This is a genomic window from Enterobacter sp. SENG-6, from assembly GCF_001605945.1.
Lineage (GTDB): Bacteria > Pseudomonadota > Gammaproteobacteria > Enterobacterales > Enterobacteriaceae > Enterobacter > Enterobacter cloacae.
Genome location: NZ_LOMM01000003.1, coordinates 16,518 through 35,631, shown reverse-complemented (window position 1 = coordinate 35,631; position 19,114 = coordinate 16,518). Strand labels below are relative to the sequence as shown.

Here is a 19,114-nt window from a genome sequence, read left to right as displayed (position 1 = left end):
CTCCCCATCTACCGAAGCGAATGTCTACGCTTATAAGACGCCCGGATAAACCTGTCTTCAAGAACACCTAACCGGAGGTCCTTATCATTATGTTCAACCAGAAACTACAGGCTAACGAGAACATCGCGTTCGAGATCGCAGAAGAGCTGCGCTACGAGACCGATCCCTGCGAGTTGAAACTGGATGAGATGATTGAGGCGGAGCCGGAGCCAGAAATGATCGAGGGGCTACCCGCCTCCGATGCCCTGACCCCCGCTGACCGTTACCTTGAGCTGTTCGAACATGTGCAGTCAACAAGGCTGTTTGCGGATAGCAAAACCTTTCCCGACTGCGCGCCGAAGATGGATCCGCTGGATATTTTGATCCGCTATCGTAAGGTGCGACGCCACCGGGATTTCGACCTGCGCCAGTTCGTGGAGAATCACTTCTGGCTGCCCGAGACCTATAGCACAGAGTATGTGTCCGACCCGGGGCTGTCGCTTAAAGAGCATATCGACAGCCTGTGGCCCGTGCTGACGCGCGAGCCGCAGGACCATATCCCCTGGTCTTCCCTGCTGGCCCTGCCGCAGGCCTATATCGTCCCCGGCGGACGATTCAGTGAGACCTACTACTGGGATTCCTACTTCTCGATGCTGGGGCTGGCCGAGAGCGGCCGTAACGATCTGCTGAAGTGTATGGCGGATAACTTCGCGTGGCTGATCGAGCGTTACGGTCATATCCCGAACGGCAACCGAACCTACTACCTCAGCCGCTCCCAGCCGCCGGTCTTTGCCCTGATGGTTGAGCTGTTTGAAGAGGACGGGGTGCGCGGTGCGAAGCGCTACCTTGAGCACCTCAAAATGGAGCACGCCTTCTGGATGGACGGCGCGGAGTCGCTACTGCTGAATCAGGCCTATCGCAGCGCGGTGCGTATGCCGGATGGCTCATTGCTGAACCGCTACTGGGATGACCGTGACACTCCGCGCGACGAATCGTGGATTGAGGACGTGGAGACGGCCCGCCATTCCGGTCGACCACCCAATGAGGTGTATCGCGATCTGCGTGCAGGGGCGGCCTCCGGCTGGGATTACTCCTCCCGCTGGCTGCGCGAACCGGGCCGACTGGCCAGCATTCGCACCACGCAGTTTATCCCTATCGACCTGAACGCCTTCCTGTTCAAGCTGGAAAGCGCTATCGCCAATATCTCGGCGTCGAAAGGAGATAAGGAGACGGCTGACCTGTTCCGCCAGAAAGCCAGCGATCGCCGGGCAGCGGTGAACCGCTACCTGTGGGATGAAGAGAATGGCTGCTACCGCGATTACGACTGGCGTCGGGAAAATATGGCGCTGTTCTCTGCGGCGAGCATTGTGCCGCTGTATGTCGGAATGGCGACCCATGAGCAGGCAGAACGCTTGTCTGATGCGGTTAAATCACGTCTGCTCACTCCGGGCGGTATCCTGGCGACTGAGTACGAAACCGGCGAGCAATGGGATAAACCCAATGGCTGGGCACCGCTGCAGTGGATGGCCATTCAGGGCTTCAAGCAGTACGGCAACGACTCGCTGGGCGATGAGATCGCCTGGAGTTGGCTGCACACGGTGAATCATTTTTATAAGACTCACCATAAGCTGATTGAGAAGTATCACATCGCCAGCAGTACCCCACGCGAAGGGGGCGGCGGTGAGTATCCATTGCAGGATGGCTTTGGCTGGACGAATGGCGTGGTGCGGCGGTTGATTGGGTTGTATGGGGAGCCTTGAGTGGGGTGCGGTCTGGTGCCCTCACCCCGCCCTCTCCCACAGGGAGAGGGCGTTACGATCAGCGGATCACCTCATAAATGGCAGACTGAATAGCCTGCCATTTTTTCGTGCTGGCATTCGGCTGTGACTCGGCGCGGCGCGTCGCCATATCCAAATCGTGCTGCTGGCGTTTCACCACGGCCGGGACGGTACAAAACGCTTTCAGGTACTGTTTACGCAGGGATGTCAGCGATTCGCCATTCGCCATGGCATGGGTGAGCGTATTGATAAACCGGCGGCACGGCTTCTCTTCCACCATGTGCTGTCGGTAGCGCAACATCAGCTCCAGCACGTCGTCATGGTTGGATGACATCGCCTCTTCCGTCCATGAGAGCTTCCAGTCCATTCCACCCTGCAAAAAGAGCTGCGCAATGCGGGTGTCGTTGCGGTTGATGGCCGAGCGGAAATTATTTTCGTCCCAGGTAATGCCCATGCGCGTCAGCGTCTCCCGCGAGGAGGGCGTTTCCCGCATCTCCTGCGGCGCAGGCGTTTCGGTGGCGGCCACTGCAGTCTCTGCTGGCGCGCTGCTGGTCACCAGCCAGAATCCTCCCACAACAATCGCAATGACCATCACGCCCACTGCGCCCCATAACACGCCGGAGATGAGCTGCTCGCGTTGTTCTGGCGTTCGCGGGGCGCGCTGGGTCGGTTTTTCGATGGTGTCACGTACTTCAAATAAATCCCCGCCGGTGACCCGATCCCTTTTCTGTGCTTTTTCCCAGAAAGCGTGCAGTTCGCTGGCATCCACCGCCATTATCCCGGCCGGGTTGACGCGGGTTCGCCCCTCTTCAAACGCACGCTGAACGGGCCGGGTGATTTGGGTGTAGTAGTTGTCGAGTAGCTGGATTTGCGCCGAGGTTAACGCTTTCTGAACGGTAAGGTTGTTGCGGATCTGGCGGATGTCATCAAGGAAGGTTTGCAGCGTTTTGCGCGGCTCCACCAGCAGCGTCAGCATGGACGGATCGCTGAACAGCGACGCGTAGTAGCGGCTGTACTCTTTTTTATCCACCAGCATCTGGGCCAGCTCGCTGAACATCATGCCGCTTAGCACATCGTTGATGTCGCCAAGCTTCAGCCAGCGCCGCACGCGGTCAGCGTTAAAGAGGGTCTTCAGGTGGTTGTTCAGACGGACCTGATCGGGCCACGCCTGCTGGATAAGCCCTTTAATCATCAGTTCAATTGCACGCACCTGCTTGTGCGCCTGCTGCTGTTCAAGATCGCTGCCCGGCGCCAGCTCGGTACTGTAGGTGAGAAGAGGCTGTTGCAGACGAAGATGTTCCAGCGCGGTGACAAACCGCATTGCCGCAATAAGCTGATTTTCACTGACATCCTGCCCGCTTTCATACTGCGGTACGCGCTGCTGCAACAGGCGCAGTTGCAGGGTAAATTCTGACATCTCGGCATCGTTCAGGTTGAGCTTCTTCGCCACGGCCCCCCATCCGCCCAGGCCTAAACGGGCGCTATCCAGCTGCTCCAGAAACCAGCGTGGATCTTTTCCCTCAGAAACATGTACATTCAGGAGAAGCAATATTTCCACAGAGGCCTGACGAATGACCGCCAGACAGTGTTCAAACTGTTCGCGGTTATGGTGTGATGTGCTGAGCGTCATTGTTTTCCTTAAAAGACCACGAAGACATCCAAAAGGGGCCCGGAACGGCCGTTTTTCTTTTTATTTATACGCGCTTAACCATACCTGACTTTCTGTTGAAATAAAGTGACAGTCCTAAAATCATTTATATTGTTTCAGGAGAATCTGAATGCCTCAGCTAACCACCTCGCGTCTTATCTGCTCGCCGTTACAGGAAGATGACTGGCCCTTTTTTCTGGCGCTACAGCAAGACCCGGATGTGATGCGCTTTGTCGCGCAGGATCGCACTGTGGCGGACATTCGTGAGGCCTTCGACTCCCGACTGACGCCATGGACGCCCGGCTGCATGCACTGGCTCTGCCTCGTGGTTCGCGATAACGCCAGCCAGACTCCGCTGGGGGTGACCGGCTACCAACACCACGAAGCAGATTGCGCCGAAGTCGGTTTCCTTTTCGCCCCCGCGGCCCAGGGAAAAGGCTACGGCTTTGAATCCCTGCAGGCACTCTGTGATTATGCCTTCCACCAGGGGGGGATCCGCCGCCTCACCGCCACCGTCACGGCAGGGAATATCGCCTCCCGGCGTCTGCTGGAAAAAGCCCGCTTCCGGCTGGAGGGGGAGCTGCGTGAGAGCTATTACCTTGGCGGCCGCTGGCATAATGACTGGCTATTCGGTTTATTACAGCGCGACTATCTGGAAAATATCAGCTGAGCAACGGCCATTTGGCGGATATGTCTCGTGCCGTATTTCCTCTACAGTAGTGTCTGAAAGAGGAAAATACCATGTTGAAGCTATCTTCTGCTGCCGTTGAATTAATTAAAAAACAGCAAGGGCTGTCTCTGGAAAAATACCGTGATGAGCACGGTACTGAGGTTATTGGGTATGGTCACGTTATTCAGCAATGGGAGAAGTTCCATGGTCTTATTACCGTTGCTGAAGCAGAGCGCTTGTTAGATAACGATATTCAGATTTATGAGACGTTAATTCAGGAAAATATCGCCCAGCCATTAACGCAACACCAGCACGATGCGCTGGTGTTGTTAATGTTCAGTTTTAGTGACACACCGTGTCCGATAAACGCCATCGCTCAGGCGGTGAGCCGGGTATAGCACATTGCCGCCTGCGTGCGATTTTTCACATCCAGCCGCCGGAAAAGTGACTCCAGATGGGCCTTTACCGTTGCCGCACTGATATTGAGCGTGCGGCCAATCTCTTTATTAGACTCCCCGGCGGCCAGTAACTTGAGCACTTCACGCTGGCGCTCGCTTAAGGATAACAACGCCTGGTGTGACGCCTGTTGCGCAAGCCATTCGCCGGGAAAACAGACCATCCCCCGGGAGACCGAATCCAGCACTGCGGCAAACCGCTCGGGACTGGCATTACGGGGAATAATCGCCTTCACGTTGCGCTGAAACATCTGTTCAGCCCATCGGGTCTCTTTTTTCGTCAGCACCATCACGACACGTATCGCAGGGAAACGCGTGATAATGTCTTTTAGAAAGCTGATGCCCTCATTCTGAATTAATGCGCCGTCAATCATGACGATAGCGGATGGCGACGCAGACAACTGCGCCCATAATTCATCTGCCTGACGGGTTCCTGTCATATTTATTTCAGGAATTAACGTCTGCAAACTGTTTATCGCTCCATGAATAAATATCGACTGCCTGTCAAACATGATTACTCGCATCGTTTTTCTCCCTCTGAGAATAGCGAGGGGGGATTGTATAGAGGCGTTATTTGAGAAAAAACTCAATGAACGGAGAGGTTACAAATTCATCGCCGTTCTTTATATCTGCCCGTATCTGGACACATCTCTTTTAAGGATTTCCTTAAGGGGTTCCGTCCCCTTAAGGAGGCGTATTACAGGAACATCCCACCAGACACTTCAATACGTTGCGCATTCATCCAGCCCAGTTTGTCGCTGAGCAGCGCGGCGATGGCATCACCAATATCATCCGGCAGGCCAACACGCCCCAGCGCGGTTTGCGACGCAAGCAACTGATTAAGGTGCGCGTCATCGCGTACGCGTCCGCCGCCAAAATCGGTTTCAATTGCCCCCGGCGCGATGATATTGACGGAGATCCCACGTGCGCCCAGCTCTTTGGCCTGATAGCGGGTCAGTACTTCCATCGCCCCTTTCATGGCCGCATAGGTCGCGGAGCCTGGCTGTGTAAAACGTGCCAGCCCGCTGGAGACGTTGAGGATCCGTCCGCCATCTTTCAGCAACGGCAGCAGGCGCTGGGTCAGGAAAAACGGCCCTTTTAAATGTACATTCATTACCTCATCGAACTGCGCTTCTGTCGTCTCGGTATAGGGGGCGTATAAACCCGTTCCGGCATTGTTCAATAAATAATCAAAGGTATCACGCTGCCAGACGGTTCGGAGGGTTTCCTGCAACTGTTGAGCAAAATGTTCGAAACGGGTGATATCTCCGACGTTAAGCTGTAATGCCGCCGCGTTTACCCCTTTTTCCTGAATTTCTTGCACAACATCCAGCGCATCCTGCTGATTGTGATGATAAGTCAGGACAATACCTGTTCCCTCTGCTGCCAGCTTCAGGGCCGCGTTTTTACCCAAACCACGGCTACCACCGGTCACTAAAGCGATACGTTCAGTCATAAGAAACCTCATTTCGGTTGTCAGGGAGATTGAGAAAGAGCTTATTAGCTGATAGAAGATCAATAAAGATGTGACAGAACGCTTCACTGTTTCATTTACAACAACAATGAGCGCTACCGATGGATAAAATTAACGCAATGCAGTTGTTTGTTCGGGTCGCGGAGCTGGAGAGTTTTTCCCGCGCAGCGGAGACGTTGACCCTGCCAAGAGGCAGCGTGTCGCGGCAGATTCAGGCGCTGGAAAACCGCCTGGGCACCCAACTGCTGCACCGCACCACGCGCCGCGTCAGCCTCACGCAGGACGGCATGGTCTATTACGAACGGGCAAAAGATCTGCTGGCGAACCTTGATGAACTGGACGGTATGTTTCAGCACGATCCCTCCAGTATCAGCGGGCGGCTACGCGTCGATATGCCGGTGGGAGTTGCACGAAATTTAGTCATCCCCAAACTGCCTGCGTTTTTGCAGCAGTATCCGGGTATTGAACTGGAGCTCAGCAGCAGCGATCGTCTGGTGGATGTGATCCGCGAGGGGTTCGACTGCGTGGTGCGCGTCGGCACCCTGAAAGATTCCGGGCTTATCGCCCGCCCGCTGGGCAAGCTTACGGTTATCAACTGCGCCAGCCCGGATTATCTGACGCGGTTTGGTTATCCGGAAACGCTGGACGATTTGGCCTCACATGCGGTAATCCACTACGCCGCGATGCTGGGCACGCGCCCGCAGGGCTTTGAGTTTTATAACGGCAGTGCGACCCAGTGGGTTAAAACGGGCGGCGTCTTAACGGTCAACAGTACCGAGACGTACCATGCCGCCTGCATCGCCGGGCTGGGTATTATCCAGGTTCCCCGCGTGGGCGTTCGTGATTCTCTGCGCACGAAAAAGCTGATTGAAGTTCTGCCGCAATACCGGGCTGAACCCATGCCGGTTTCCCTGATTTATCCCCACCGCCGTAACCTCTCCCGCCGGGTACACCTGTTTATGGAGTGGCTTACGGAAATCACAAAAGCTTACGTGGATTAGTCGCAAGCTATAATTCAATGACATCCAGCTCAACGAAAAGGAAAAAACGCGTGACGCCGGAAAATAACCCGCAACGACCGACTCAACAATTAGATTACGATCCCATCAAGAAGATGGAGACCGGGCCCGAAGAGCCCAGCACACCCGGCAAAGCCAGCAAAGCGCTGGGGACGGTCACTACGCTGGCAGAGAGAGTTCAGCAGATCCCCATGATTGCGCACCTGATACGCGCCGCGGAACGTTTCAACGACCGGATGGGAAATCAGTTTGGTGCAGCGATTACCTATTTTTCCTTTTTGTCGATGATCCCGATCCTGATGGTCTCGTTCGCGGCGGCCGGTTTTGTGCTCGCGTCTCATCCGACGCTGCTGCAGGATATTTTCAATAAGATCCTGAATAACGTCAGTGACCCGACCCTCGCCACCACGCTAAAAAGCACCATCAATACTGCCGTGCAGCAGCGCACCACGGTGGGTATTGTCGGTTTGCTGATTGCGCTCTATTCCGGTGTGAACTGGATGGGTAACCTGCGCGAGGCCATTCGCGCCCAGTCGCGCGAGGTATGGGAGCGTAAGCCTCAGGATCAGGAGAAAATTTGGGTTAAGTATTTCCGCGATTTTGTTTCGCTGATTGGTCTGCTGGTGGCGCTGGTCGTCACGCTCTCCATCACCTCGGTCGCCGGTTCCGCGCAGCAGATGATTATCTCCGCGCTCTATCTTGATTACATCGACTGGCTCAAGCCTGCGTGGCGCGGCATCGGGCTGGCGATTTCCATTTTCGCCAACTACCTGCTGTTCTTCTGGATCTTCTGGCGCTTGCCGCGTCATCGTCCGCGCAAAAAAGCGCTGATCCGCGGAACACTGCTCGCGGCAATAGGCTTTGAGGTTATTAAGATCGTTATGACTTATACCCTGCCGTCACTGGTGAAATCCCCTTCTGGCGCCGCGTTTGGCTCCGTTCTGGGGCTGATGGCGTTCTTCTACTTCTTCGCCCGCCTGACGCTGTTCTGCGCGGCGTGGATTGCTACCGCCGAATACAAAGGCGACACGCGCATGCCGGGGAAAACCCACCGCTAATTCCCCCTTTCGGGCTGAAAGTTTCAGCCCGATTCATCATTTCAGCATATATATCCAGTCCGTAACTTTTATTTAACTGAAAACCAGTTATATCCACTGATATTTAAAATCTGTGAAGCATTTCATGGAAGTGTTTTGGCTGGTCTGAACATTATCCGCTTTTTGTTGCTTTTATCACCGGTTCGCGGCTTTGTTACAGATTGAAATGTCGCTTTTGCTGTGCGTAATATGGCCTTTCGTCCGACATAAAATAAGAAAATATTATGCAAGCAACCGCCACAACACTCGATTCCGGGAGCGAAAACGTTCCGGTCAACTCACGCAATAAAGTTGTCGTCGCCTCGCTGATTGGCACCGCCATCGAGTTCTTCGACTTTTACATTTACGCCACCGCAGCGGTCATCGTCTTTCCGCATATTTTCTTCCCGCAGGGCGACCCGACGGCGGCCACGCTACAGTCTCTGGCAACCTTTGCTATCGCCTTCGTCGCGCGTCCGATTGGCTCTGCGCTGTTTGGTCATTTTGGCGATCGCATCGGGCGTAAAGTGACGCTTGTGGCCTCGTTGCTGACGATGGGTATTTCTACCGTCGCCATCGGCCTGCTGCCCACCTACGAGACCATTGGCATTCTGGCACCGGTGCTGCTGGCGCTGGCGCGTTTTGGTCAGGGTCTGGGTCTGGGCGGTGAATGGGGCGGCGCGGCACTGCTGGCGACCGAGAACGCCCCGGCGCGTAAACGGGCGCTGTATGGCTCCTTCCCGCAGCTTGGCGCACCGATTGGCTTCTTCTTTGCGAACGGCACCTTCCTGCTGCTCTCCTGGTTGCTGACCGATGAACAGTTTATGAGCTGGGGCTGGCGTATTCCGTTCGTCTTCTCGGCCGTACTGGTGCTGATTGGTCTGTATGTTCGCGTTTCTCTGCACGAAACGCCGGTGTTCGCGAAAGTGGCGGCGGCAAAAAAACAGGTAAAAGTGCCGCTGGGCACGCTGCTGACCAAACATGTCCGCGTGACCGTGCTGGGCACCTTTATCATGCTGGCTACCTATACGCTGTTCTATATCATGACCGTCTACTCCATGACGTTCAGCACCGCTGCCGCGCCGGTTGGGCTGGGTCTGCCGCGTAACGAAGTGCTGTGGATGCTGATGATGGCGGTGATTGGGTTTGGCGTCATGGTGCCGATTGCCGGCCTGCTGGCGGATAAATTTGGCCGTCGCTCCAGCATGATCACCATCACGACGCTTATCATTCTGTTCGCCCTGTTTGTCTTCCCGCCGCTGTTAGGCTCGGGCAGCCCGGCGCTGGTGATGGCGTATCTGTTGATTGGTCTGAGCCTGATGGGATTAACCTTCGGCCCGATGGGCGCGCTGCTGCCGGAGCTGTTCCCGACGGAAGTGCGTTATACCGGCGCGTCGTTCTCCTATAACGTCTCGTCTATTCTGGGAGCGTCCGTTGCGCCGTATATCGCTACCTGGCTGCAGGCAAATTATGGCCTGTTCTACGTGGGCGTGTATCTGGCGGCCATGGCGGCACTGACGCTGATTGCGCTGCTGCTGACGCACGAGACTAAGCATCAGGCGCTTTAAGCTAATGCCGGGTGGCGCTGCGCTTACCCGGCCTACATTTGAATCGTAGACCGGGTAAGGCGTAGCCGCCACCCGGCAACAACAGACCGCACCTTACCTCTTCATCTGTGACAAAATCGTCCGGCACTGATTGGCTTCCCCTTCTGATGGCGAAATCAACGCCAGCAGCGCCGCGGCTGGCGTGACCAGCGTCGCGAGCGCTGCCGCCACCGCACCGCGTGCAATTAGCGGCCCGGGTTTTACCCCCGCCTGCGGATTTTTGAAGGTGCCGCGCACGTAGAGCGGCGAGCGCAGGGTGATGATACGGATCCCTTTGCTTTCCGGGTCGATGGTTAAATCAAGCTGCTCAGAGGCCATGCTGGCGGTTCCGGTCACGTTGATTACCGCGTTTTCCGTGTCGAAGGCAAAAATCTGCGGCCGCGCCACGCCGTTAACCAGATCCAGATTCGCCGCCGCGCAGTTCACCCGCACCTCATCGTCACCAAAGATCTGCCCGATGATGTAGTTCCCGACGTTCAGCCCCAGGATTTCCATCAGGTTGCGGCTCACCAGCCCGTCGTTCATCAGTAGCTTGAGGTTGCCGTTACTGCTCCCGAGCAGCGCCGCCACGGAGTTCCCCACCCCGCGAATGTCCGCGTCACCGTTCATTTCACCGAGGGTCTTCTGCATCAGCTCCACGTTGGGCATCAGCTCTTTCAGCTTAAGCCTGCGCGCCTGTATATCAGCCCGACCCTGCATCGGCTTTTTATCGCCTTCAAGATGAATGTTCGAGGAGATGGTTCCGCCCGCCATGCCAAACTTCAGCGGCTGCAGACGCAGGTCGGCATTTTTAAGCAGAATATGGGTTGAGAGGTTGCTGATCGGCAGCGTGCTGCCGTGCTCGATTTTTCGCCCTTTGAAGCGCACATCCGCATCCATTACATCCCACTTGTCGGTTTCAAAGCGATCGTAGGGCAGCACTTTCCCCGCGGGCTGAAGGTCTTTTTTGACCTCTTTCGACTTCGTGCCTTTGCCGGAATCAACGCCGATCAGAGGGCCCAGATCGGCAAGCCTCAGCTGGCGGGACTCCACATCCCCTTCCAGTTTCGGACGCGGTTTGCCAGTGGTGTAGGTCAGCGTACCGTGGATATCGCTGTCGCCGATACGGCCGTTGAAATCCCGATAGTCAAAGACAGACGATTTTTCCGTATCGAGTTTGGCCACCAGATGCCCGTCCGTCTCAAACGGCGGCGTATCCGGCAGCAGCACGCCGGTGAGTTCGTAGAGCTCCCCCAGCGAATCTCCGGCAAACTTGAGCTGCAAATCAACCCCGCCCATGTTCATTGGATCGTTGACCGTGCCGGTAAAGGCGACTCGCGTGTTGCCGGAGCGGAAGTCCGCCTGCACCGGGAACGGGGTGCCAGCGCTTCGCAGCGCCAGCATGCCGCCAATTTTACCGGTGCCGGTCAGTGGCTGTCCGTTGTAGCGCCCGGTGGCCCGCAGGCCGAAAACGTAATCGCCCGCGCTGGCGTTATCCCCTTTCGCTTTGGTGCCGGTCACTTCACTGAACGGCAGCGGCTTACCCAGCGGATCGACCAGGATCTCCACGTCGGCCTTGCTGACTTTATCGTCGATGGCGATCCGCCCGCGATCGAACAGAATGTTATCGAGACGGAATGACCACGAAGAGGGCTGGGCATTGGGATCTTTCTCGCCGCTGCTGGCGAGGTTAAAGGTCCAGTTATTGTTTTTTTCCGAGAGACGGATCAGGCGTGCATCGGGCTGCTGAAGCTTGATCCACGGCAGGTAGACGGTTTTTGTCAGAAGCGCTAACGGCGCCAGCGTGGCTTCAACCCGCGGAAGATGCACCATGGTGACGGCAGGAATATCCGGCGGATTGCCCAGAACGATGTCGTCGGCGTGAACGTGCGGCCAGGGGATCCAGCTTCGCCAGCCGGTCTCTTCTTTCTGACGTTCCCAGACCACGCCCAAATCACCGCGTATCGCGAAGGGGCGGTTCAGTTCAGTTGAGACTTTCTGGTTGATGGTCGGCTTAAGACGGTTCCAGTCGAATGTCGCAATAATGATGATAGCGACCACGATCAACAACAAGAAAATCCCTGCTGTCCAGGAGATTACCCTGGTTGTTTTAGTCATTTTGATCCCCTTTTCCTGATGACCTGTCCTGTAAAACTATAGTCCAGACAAAGGGAAACGGGCGGTTCAGAGGTTGGTTATCACACCGTCGAGGGTATCCATGGGCACCGGACGTGAGAGGTAATAGCCTTGCGCGGCGGCGGCGGGTGAGTTTTGCACATCGCGCCACTCTTCCAGCGTTTCCACACCTTCCACAATGACGCCTTTGCAATAGCGGTTCATCAGCTGTAATAACAGCGTAAACAGATTCCGCCCTTCCGGGGTCTGGCGCAACATAATGAACAGATCGCGGGCCACTTTGATGTAGTCGTAACGCACTTCGCTGAGGGCGGAGAAGTTCGCCATGCCGGTGCCAAAGTCATCCAGCCACAGGGGGCCAAATTCACACATCGAGGCAAAGGAGGATTCCTGCGGCAGGCGGACATGCTCCACCAGTTCAAAGCGCATCCACGGCAGGGTGGCGATAAGCTCCTGCAACTTCGCGTTCTGGCGCAGCGCCAGCAGGGTTGGGCCATCCACGTTGACCGAGGCCAGAATATCGTGCTGTTCGAAAAAGGCCTTTTTCGTTTCCAGCATGCGCAACTGCTCTTCCAGCACGTCCAGGCGCTGGCGCACGGCGACTTCGGCAAAATAGCGGTCCGGCGCGATACGCTGTGAAGGGTTAGAGGGGTGTGTAACGACCGTCAATATTTCAATCGCCATCAGTCGACCGTCGGTACGATAGATCGGCTGGTAGGTATACACACGCTCACATTGCAGCCAGTAGCGATGCTCCTGCAAGTTCTCAATACTTGCCTCAGGCGTAGTGCTCAGCCGCTGGATAACCTGCTCTGACTTCATTTCAGATGTCCTGTTGTTGGGATGGCCTTTCTGGACTCGTCACTGGGTTATCGGCGCGATAATTGAGAACTTTATGTTCAATTCACCGGGAAAATGAAATTAAGATGACAGAAATGAACAGGAACACGCGCTGGTTCAAAAAAAATAATGGAACGATGTTTTAATATAGTTGACCTGATAATTCACACAGCGCACACTGCTTTTAAATACTCTGTTCAGGTTCATGATTATGTCCAAAAAAATTGCCGTTATTGGCGAATGCATGATTGAGCTGTCACAAAAAGGCGCGGACGTTAGCCGCGGTTTTGGTGGCGATACCTTAAACACCTCCGTGTATATTGCCCGTCAGGTGCCGCCGGAGGCCCTCACCGTGAACTACGTCACCGCACTGGGTACGGACAGTTTCAGCCAGCAAATGCTGGACGCCTGGCAGAGCGAACACATTGATACCTCGCTGATTCAGCGCATGGAAAACCGCCTGCCGGGTTTGTATTACATTGAAACCGATGATACCGGCGAGCGCACCTTCTACTACTGGCGAAACGAAGCTGCGGCCAAATACTGGCTGGAAAGCGACGACGCAGCCGCCATTTGCGAAACGCTGGCGACGTTTGATTATCTCTATCTGAGCGGGATTAGCCTCGCCATCTTAAGCCCGACCAGTCGTGAAAAGCTGCTATCGCTGCTGCGCGAATGCCGCGCCAATGGCGGGAAGGTCATTTTTGATAACAACTACCGTCCGCGCCTGTGGGCCAGTCGTGAAGAGACGCAGCAGGTTTACCAGCAGATGCTGCAGTGCACCGACATCGCGTTCCTGACGCTCGACGACGAAGATGCCCTGTGGGGCGAGAAACCTGTTGATGAGGTTATTGCGCGCACCCAGGCCGCTGGCGTGAGCGAAGTGGTGATTAAGCGCGGCGCGGCATCGTGCCTGGTGGCCGTAGCAGGTGAGGCGGTGATTGACGTCCCGGCGGTGAAACTGGCGAAGGACAAAGTGGTGGATACTACGGCAGCGGGAGATTCCTTCAGCGCGGGCTATCTGGCGGTGCGCCTGACGGGCGGCACGCCTGAAGCGGCTGCACAGCGCGGGCACCTGACGGCCAGCACGGTGATTCAGTATCGCGGGGCGATTATTCCGCGTGAGGCGATGCCTGCTTAAATAAGGTGCGGGCTGGTGCCCTCACCCTGACCCTCTCCCACCGGGAGAGGGAATTTTTTAGATTACTGCCCCTGTGGAATATCCGTCGCGTCCTGATGCAGATCATCAGACGTTGCCGCCTGTGGAGGTTGCGGCGCGGCGGTCATGATTGAATCCCATGTCGCCTGCAGCTCCTTCATGTTGTATTCCGGCTCGCCTTTCGGCTGCAGAAGGACTAATCCCATATCCTGCGACAGCTGCTGACGTAAATCCTGATTTAACATATCGACGGTCAGCCCATTCAGGAAGTCCTGACGGAGCTTCTGGTACTGTTCCGGCGCGATGTCCACCACCTGATTCTGCAAGGAGCGAATACGCTGGCTGATCAGGATATCCGTATCGGCGCGGGCATAGGTGGCAAACAGCTTCTGCAGTTCCAGCTTTTTCTGCGCGACCAGCGCGTTGAACTCTTCTTCAGACAGGCCCTCTTTGCGCACTTTTGCCAGCTCTTTCGCCACCACGCCCAGATTGGCATTCAGCTTATCGCCAGGCGATTCGATATTAATGGCGCACTGGGCGCGCTGGAACAGCACCCGGCAGTCGAAGCCCAGCGCAATGTTCTTCACGCTGTTCTTACTGAGGCTCTGCTGAACGTGCCAGAACAACGCCTCACGCGTCAGATCCGCACGCCAGTAGCGTAACAGCGCGGCGGATTCTCGGATAGGCTGCCAGGCTGTATCCCACATCATGGAGAGCCGGTCCTGACGCACGGCATCAGTGGAGATGCTGACTGGCTCCGTCCGCAGCGGGGAGAGCGTCGGGACAGGAGCAGGCGTTTCACGCTTGCCTTTCAGCTCGCCGAAGGCTTTGTTGATTTGCTCAACCACCGCGCGGCTATCCACATTCCCGACCACGATCAGCGTCATCGCGTCCGGGGTGTACCATTTCTGATAGAACGATTTTACCTGTTCGGCATCGACCGGCTGTTTCAGCGGCTCTGCCGGATCGTGCCCAAGCAGCGCTGAGCCTTTCAGGCGATAACGCCACCAGCCCTCTTTGGTATCCGCAGGCCAGGTCGCCACCATATCGCTGTTGCTCAGCGCATAGTTAACGGTTTCCGGCGTGATCGCCAGATTGCCAGTGGCATCGGAGAGATACGTAAGGGCTTCTTTGAGCAGATCGTTACGGTTATTCGGCAGGCTCAGGTTAAACATGGTGTAGTCATACGAGACGACGGCTGGCGGCAATGGACGCTTCGGGTCAATGCCCTGCTGCCAGAGCGAACGCACCTGAACAGCCTGTAAACTGCCGCTCTGGGTGAGCGCCAGTCGGGGAATAAAATGGCTAAAGCCGGTCTGCTGGGTGCTTTCAGTGAGGGAGCCGGTATTCACAGACAGACGGATCTCAATACGATCGCTGGGACGCTGCGGCGTGGCTAACACCTGCCACTGAAAACCATTCGCCAGAGTCCCTTGTTGCCATGCCGGGTCTGGCTGGAGCGCATCTGCCTGCACATAACTGGCTGCTGCCATCATCAGCAAACCGCCGGTTAAGAGTCGAATTTTTGTGCCCTGCATGTGAACCCCTGATCAACATTCCTGGTTAAAAAGAGTGTCTCGCGACGCGCTTCACTCTAAAAGATGACGATGAAAACACGTCGATTAGACCGCGCGTTCGGCAAAACGTCACGGTGAGAAGTGCAATATACCCAAAAAAAATCTTGTCGAATTATGACAGGTACGAACAGTCATTATGCGCAGGAGCCCGCATTCCGACAAGGGAATGCGGGAATTTAGCGGAAAATCAGGAGGATAAACCCGGGTTTTTGCTATCAGAAGAGCGATTATTCAGCGTATCGTCGAGCTTTTTGTGATCCAGCTCTTTAACCCATTTTGCCACCACAACCGTAGCCACGCCGTTACCCACCAGGTTGGTTAACGCACGCGCTTCAGACATAAAGCGGTCAATACCGAGAATCAACGCCAGACCGGCCACCGGCAGATGTCCCACAGCGGAAATGGTCGCCGCCAGCACGATAAAGCCACTGCCCGTTACGCCCGCAGCCCCTTTCGACGAGAGCAGCAGCACCACCAGCAGGGTGATCTGATGGAAGATATCCATATGGCTGTTGGTTGCCTGTGCAATAAACACTGCCGCCATGGTCAGGTATATCGAGGTACCGTCGAGGTTAAAGGAGTACCCTGTCGGGATCACCAGCCCCACCACCGATTTACGACAACCCAGCTTCTCCATTTTATCGAGCATGCGCGGCAGCGCCGACTCAGAGGAGGAGGTTCCCAGCACAATCAGCAGCTCTTCGCGGATATAGCGGATAAATTTGAAGATGCTGAAACCGGCCGCGCGGGCAATCGAACCCAGCACCACCACCACAAACAGAATACAGGTGATATAGAAGCAGATAATCAGCTGGCCGAGCTGTACCAGCGTGCCGACGCCGTATTTACCGATGGTGAACGCCATTGCCCCGAAGGCACCAATCGGCGCCAGGCGCATGATCATATTGATGATGCCAAAGATGACCTGCGAGAAGCTTTCAATGACGTTAAAGATCAGCTGGCCTTTGCTGCCCAGACGATGCAGGGCAAAACCAAACATGACGGCGAACAGCAGCACCTGCAGAATGTTTCCGCTGGCAAACGCCCCGATCACACTGCCGGGAATGACGTCCAGCAGGAAGGCGACCACGCCCTGATCTTTCGCCTGCTCAGCGTAAACCGCCACCGCTTTGGCATCCAGCGTCGACGGGTCGACGTTCATGCCAGCGCCAGGCTGCACCACGTTAACAATGATCAGACCGATAATCAGTGCCAGGGTGCTGACCACTTCGAAATAAAGCAGCGCCACTGCACCGGTACGCCCTACCGCCTTCATGCTTTCCATGCCAGCGATACCGGTCACCACCGTACAGAAGATCACCGGGGCGATGACCATTTTAATGAGCTTAACGAACGCGTCGCCAAGCGGTTTCATTTGCGCACCCAGTTCCGGGTAGTAGTGACCCAGTAAAATACCGATTGCGATGGCTGTCAGGACCTGGAAATAAAGACTTTTGAAGAGTGAGGTTTTCATAAAATGTCCTTGGGAAGAAAAACCACAGGCTTTGTAAGGTTATGGTTAACCTGCGGCTCTAAAATAACACCCGCATAACAGGACAGAAATAAACTCAGTTCAAATTTGAAACACAAATGTTAAGAACTTTGAGCTGGCTCGCACAAGCCAGCAACAAAATTACACTTTTGCGTTATTGCCAGCGCCGGAAAGGTACCGTTGTTCAAAGACATCCGACGGGACGGCACGGGCAAAGAGGAAGCCCTGGCCTTTCCCGACACCCGCCTCAGCCAGCCAGCGGCGCTGCGCTTCCGTCTCGATACCCTCAGCAATCAGATTCAGGTTGAGACTACGCGCCATCTGAATAATGGCTTGCACCATGCTGCTGTCTTCCGGCAGCCCATCGACAAACGCTTTGTCGATTTTCAGGACATCCACCGGCAGCGTTTTCATGTGCTGAAGCTGACGCAGTCCGGCATAGCCCATGCCAAAATCATCCAGCGCGATGCGGATACCGGCGTTGCGCAGCGGTTTGAGGATCGCGACCGCCTCATTCGGGTCGTCAATACGACGGCTTTCCGTCACTTCCAGAATCAGCGTATCCGGCTGGATCCGGTAGCGATTGATGAGCTCCAGCATCTCCGAGACCATAGTGGGATGCATCAACTGCAGGGCAGAGAGATTGACCGACAGCGGCAGGTTGACACCACGCTCCTGCCAGGCGGCAAGCTGGCGGCATGACTCCTCAAGCACCCAGTAGCCCACCGTGACCATCAGACCACAGGACTCAATACGTTCGATTAACCCTTCCGGCAGCTCCCAGCTGCCATCCGGCTGCTGCACGCGCAACAGCGCTTCCGCGCTTTCCACTTCACCCGTCAGCAAATTGACCTGCGGCTGGAGCCAGAGGGCAAACTGGTGGTTATCCAGCGCGGTGAGGATGTCGCTCTCTTCCGTCAGACGCTGCTGCGCCTTTTCCATCTGATCCGGGTCGAAGAACTGGATCTGGTTTTTCCCTTTGCGACGGGCGGTGAATGCCGCCGAGAAGGCGCGACGATAGAGCTGCTCCGCGGTCAGATCGCCATAGAACATGGCAATTCCGATACTGGCGCTGGGGCGAAGCTGAATACCCTGAATGGGCAGCCGCTCATTAATGACAGTGAGTACTTGCTGACCTAATGTGATCGCATGCCACGGCTCTTTCACGCCGTTCGCAATCACCACCAGGTCATAACCGCTGACCTGGGTCAGCACCATGCGTGGGGCAAGCACCGATTTAACCTTTTCGACCAGCGTCAGCAACAGCATTTCACGCTGGCTCTCCTTGAGCACCCCAGCGGTATCCTGCAGGGTTTCACAGGCGATGACCATCAGCGCCGTGGTCTGCTGGCGCGCCACGGTCTGCTCCAGCATCGCCATCAGGAACGCTTTATTAGGCAGCTCCGACACCGGGAAACGGGTGGCGCTACTGTTCAGTTCATCCTGCTGACGCTGAATGCGCTGCTGGTTGAGGTTGTAGCTGCGCACCAGCATGCCGATCTCATCGTCATGATGCAGGCGGGGGAGCTCAAGCTGATGACCCATCTGCTCCTGGGGAGAAAGCGCGTTCAGCTCCCGGGCGATACGCCGCAGCGGGTGGACAATCAGCCGGTTAATGCACCAGGTCAGCGCCACGCTCAGTATCAGCGTCATAAGTAAGCAAGTGGTCACTAACGTGATAAACCAGCTCATGACGAATTTATACATGCGGTACGAGTCCGCCTGCAGAACAAGATAGGCCAGCGGCTGCGGATTCGCAGGGCGTTCAAGCGAGTAGATGGGGAGCGAAATTTGTACCGGCAGTTCAAACAGGCGCATCACCATCATCGGGACGGGACGTTCCGGGATAAAACTCATCCGCAGCGCCTGGAACTGGTTCGGCAGCACCACGTCTGCGCGGCTGACAACGCCCGCAGGCTGAATACGTTTTAAAATGGTTTCCGCTTCGGGAATATCGCCTTTCAGAATAGAAGCCGAAAGCGGGCCACGCACCGAGCGGGCAATACTTTCTAATTGCGAAGCCGTGTTATAGCGATTCTGCTGCACGGAATGAAACAGCAAAATGACGCAAAATAGCAGTACAAACAGCAAGGTGACAGCAGAAACCATCGCCATCTGTTTGATCGTTAAGGAACGGCTGACACGCAAAATGACTCTCCACAGAACTCGAAGCGCAGGGCGCACCAGGGTGTAAACCTGGCGCGCCTGAGTATACCCGATCGCCG

15 protein-coding genes are annotated in these 19,114 nt (G+C 55.8%); 7 read left to right on the top strand and 8 right to left on the bottom strand.

Annotated elements, in window-relative coordinates; genetic code table 11:
• The first annotated feature begins 89 nt into the window (after positions 1-89).
• Complete coding sequence (locus tag AX755_RS01730) at positions 90-1,739, top strand: alpha,alpha-trehalase (protein WP_013099199.1); 1,650 nt, start codon at positions 90-92, stop codon at positions 1,737-1,739.
• A gap of 58 nt (positions 1,740-1,797) precedes the next feature.
• Here AX755_RS01730 and AX755_RS01725 read toward each other — a convergent pair whose 3' ends face one another.
• Complete coding sequence (locus AX755_RS01725; RefSeq protein ID WP_013099200.1) at positions 1,798-3,387, bottom strand: STY4199 family HEPN domain-containing protein; 1,590 nt, start codon at positions 3,385-3,387, stop codon at positions 1,798-1,800.
• A gap of 148 nt (positions 3,388-3,535) precedes the next feature.
• Here AX755_RS01725 and AX755_RS01720 point away from each other — a divergent pair, with 148 nt between their 5' ends.
• Positions 3,536-4,075 carry a GNAT family N-acetyltransferase gene (locus AX755_RS01720; RefSeq protein WP_013099201.1) on the top strand — a complete coding sequence of 180 codons (540 nt, stop codon included), beginning with the start codon at positions 3,536-3,538 and terminating at the stop codon, positions 4,073-4,075.
• Positions 4,076-4,146: 71 nt separating this feature from the next.
• Entirely contained in the window at positions 4,147-4,473 is a 327-nt protein-coding gene (locus AX755_RS01715) for a lysozyme (protein WP_013099202.1), read from the top strand.
• Here the strand turns inward: AX755_RS01715 and AX755_RS01710 are convergent.
• Entirely contained in the window at positions 4,452-5,054 is a 603-nt protein-coding gene (locus AX755_RS01710) for a helix-turn-helix transcriptional regulator (protein WP_038420781.1), read from the bottom strand. The two genes, AX755_RS01715 and AX755_RS01710, sit on opposite strands and share 22 nt — an antisense overlap.
• Positions 5,055-5,227: 173 nt before the next feature.
• Positions 5,228-5,986: an SDR family NAD(P)-dependent oxidoreductase gene (locus AX755_RS01705; protein ID WP_062856188.1), complete on the bottom strand. Its 759-nt coding sequence runs from the start codon at positions 5,984-5,986 to the stop codon at positions 5,228-5,230.
• 119 nt (positions 5,987-6,105) lie between these two features.
• Here AX755_RS01705 and AX755_RS01700 point away from each other — a divergent pair, with 119 nt between their 5' ends.
• The 3 genes from AX755_RS01700 to AX755_RS01690 all read left to right on the top strand — a co-directional run bounded on the left by AX755_RS01700 (position 6,106) and on the right by AX755_RS01690 (position 9,667).
• Positions 6,106-7,005 carry a LysR family transcriptional regulator gene (locus AX755_RS01700; RefSeq protein ID WP_020686106.1) on the top strand — a complete coding sequence of 300 codons (900 nt, stop codon included), beginning with the start codon at positions 6,106-6,108 and terminating at the stop codon, positions 7,003-7,005.
• A 50-nt stretch (positions 7,006-7,055) separates the two neighbouring features.
• Positions 7,056-8,081 carry an inner membrane protein YhjD gene (gene yhjD / locus AX755_RS01695; RefSeq protein WP_013099206.1) on the top strand — a complete coding sequence of 342 codons (1,026 nt, stop codon included), beginning with the start codon at positions 7,056-7,058 and terminating at the stop codon, positions 8,079-8,081.
• Between the two features lie 263 nt (positions 8,082-8,344).
• The gene (locus AX755_RS01690) at positions 8,345-9,667 is read left to right on the top strand and encodes an MFS transporter (protein WP_013099207.1); all 1,323 of its coding nucleotides are present in this window, start codon (positions 8,345-8,347) and stop codon (positions 9,665-9,667) included.
• Positions 9,668-9,760: 93 nt separating this feature from the next.
• Here AX755_RS01690 and AX755_RS01685 read toward each other — a convergent pair whose 3' ends face one another.
• On the bottom strand, positions 9,761-11,803 hold the full coding sequence (locus tag AX755_RS01685; protein ID WP_058679116.1) for an AsmA family protein: 2,043 nt from the start codon (positions 11,801-11,803) through the stop codon (positions 9,761-9,763).
• A gap of 66 nt (positions 11,804-11,869) precedes the next feature.
• Complete coding sequence (pdeH, locus tag AX755_RS01680; RefSeq protein ID WP_013099209.1) at positions 11,870-12,643, bottom strand: cyclic-guanylate-specific phosphodiesterase; 774 nt, start codon at positions 12,641-12,643, stop codon at positions 11,870-11,872.
• Between the two features lie 229 nt (positions 12,644-12,872).
• Between pdeH and AX755_RS01675 the strand changes: the two genes are divergently transcribed.
• Positions 12,873-13,802 (top strand): sugar kinase, encoded by a 930-nt coding sequence (locus AX755_RS01675; RefSeq protein WP_013099211.1) that lies wholly within the window; start codon positions 12,873-12,875, stop codon positions 13,800-13,802.
• Between the two features lie 62 nt (positions 13,803-13,864).
• Here the strand turns inward: AX755_RS01675 and AX755_RS01670 are convergent, their stop codons facing one another.
• The 3 genes from AX755_RS01670 to hmsP all read right to left on the bottom strand — a co-directional run bounded on the left by AX755_RS01670 (position 13,865) and on the right by hmsP (position 19,037).
• Positions 13,865-15,358, bottom strand: a complete 1,494-nt coding sequence (locus AX755_RS01670) for a M16 family metallopeptidase (RefSeq protein ID WP_023620051.1) — start codon at positions 15,356-15,358, stop codon at positions 13,865-13,867.
• A 226-nt stretch (positions 15,359-15,584) separates the two neighbouring features.
• A complete protein-coding gene (locus tag AX755_RS01665) occupies positions 15,585-16,871 on the bottom strand; it encodes a dicarboxylate/amino acid:cation symporter (RefSeq protein ID WP_013099213.1) in 1,287 nt (428 codons plus the stop codon).
• Between the two features lie 159 nt (positions 16,872-17,030).
• Positions 17,031-19,037, bottom strand: coding sequence for a biofilm formation regulator HmsP (hmsP, locus tag AX755_RS01660; protein WP_013099214.1), 2,007 nt, complete (start codon positions 19,035-19,037; stop codon positions 17,031-17,033).
• Positions 19,038-19,114: the final 77 nt, after the last annotated feature.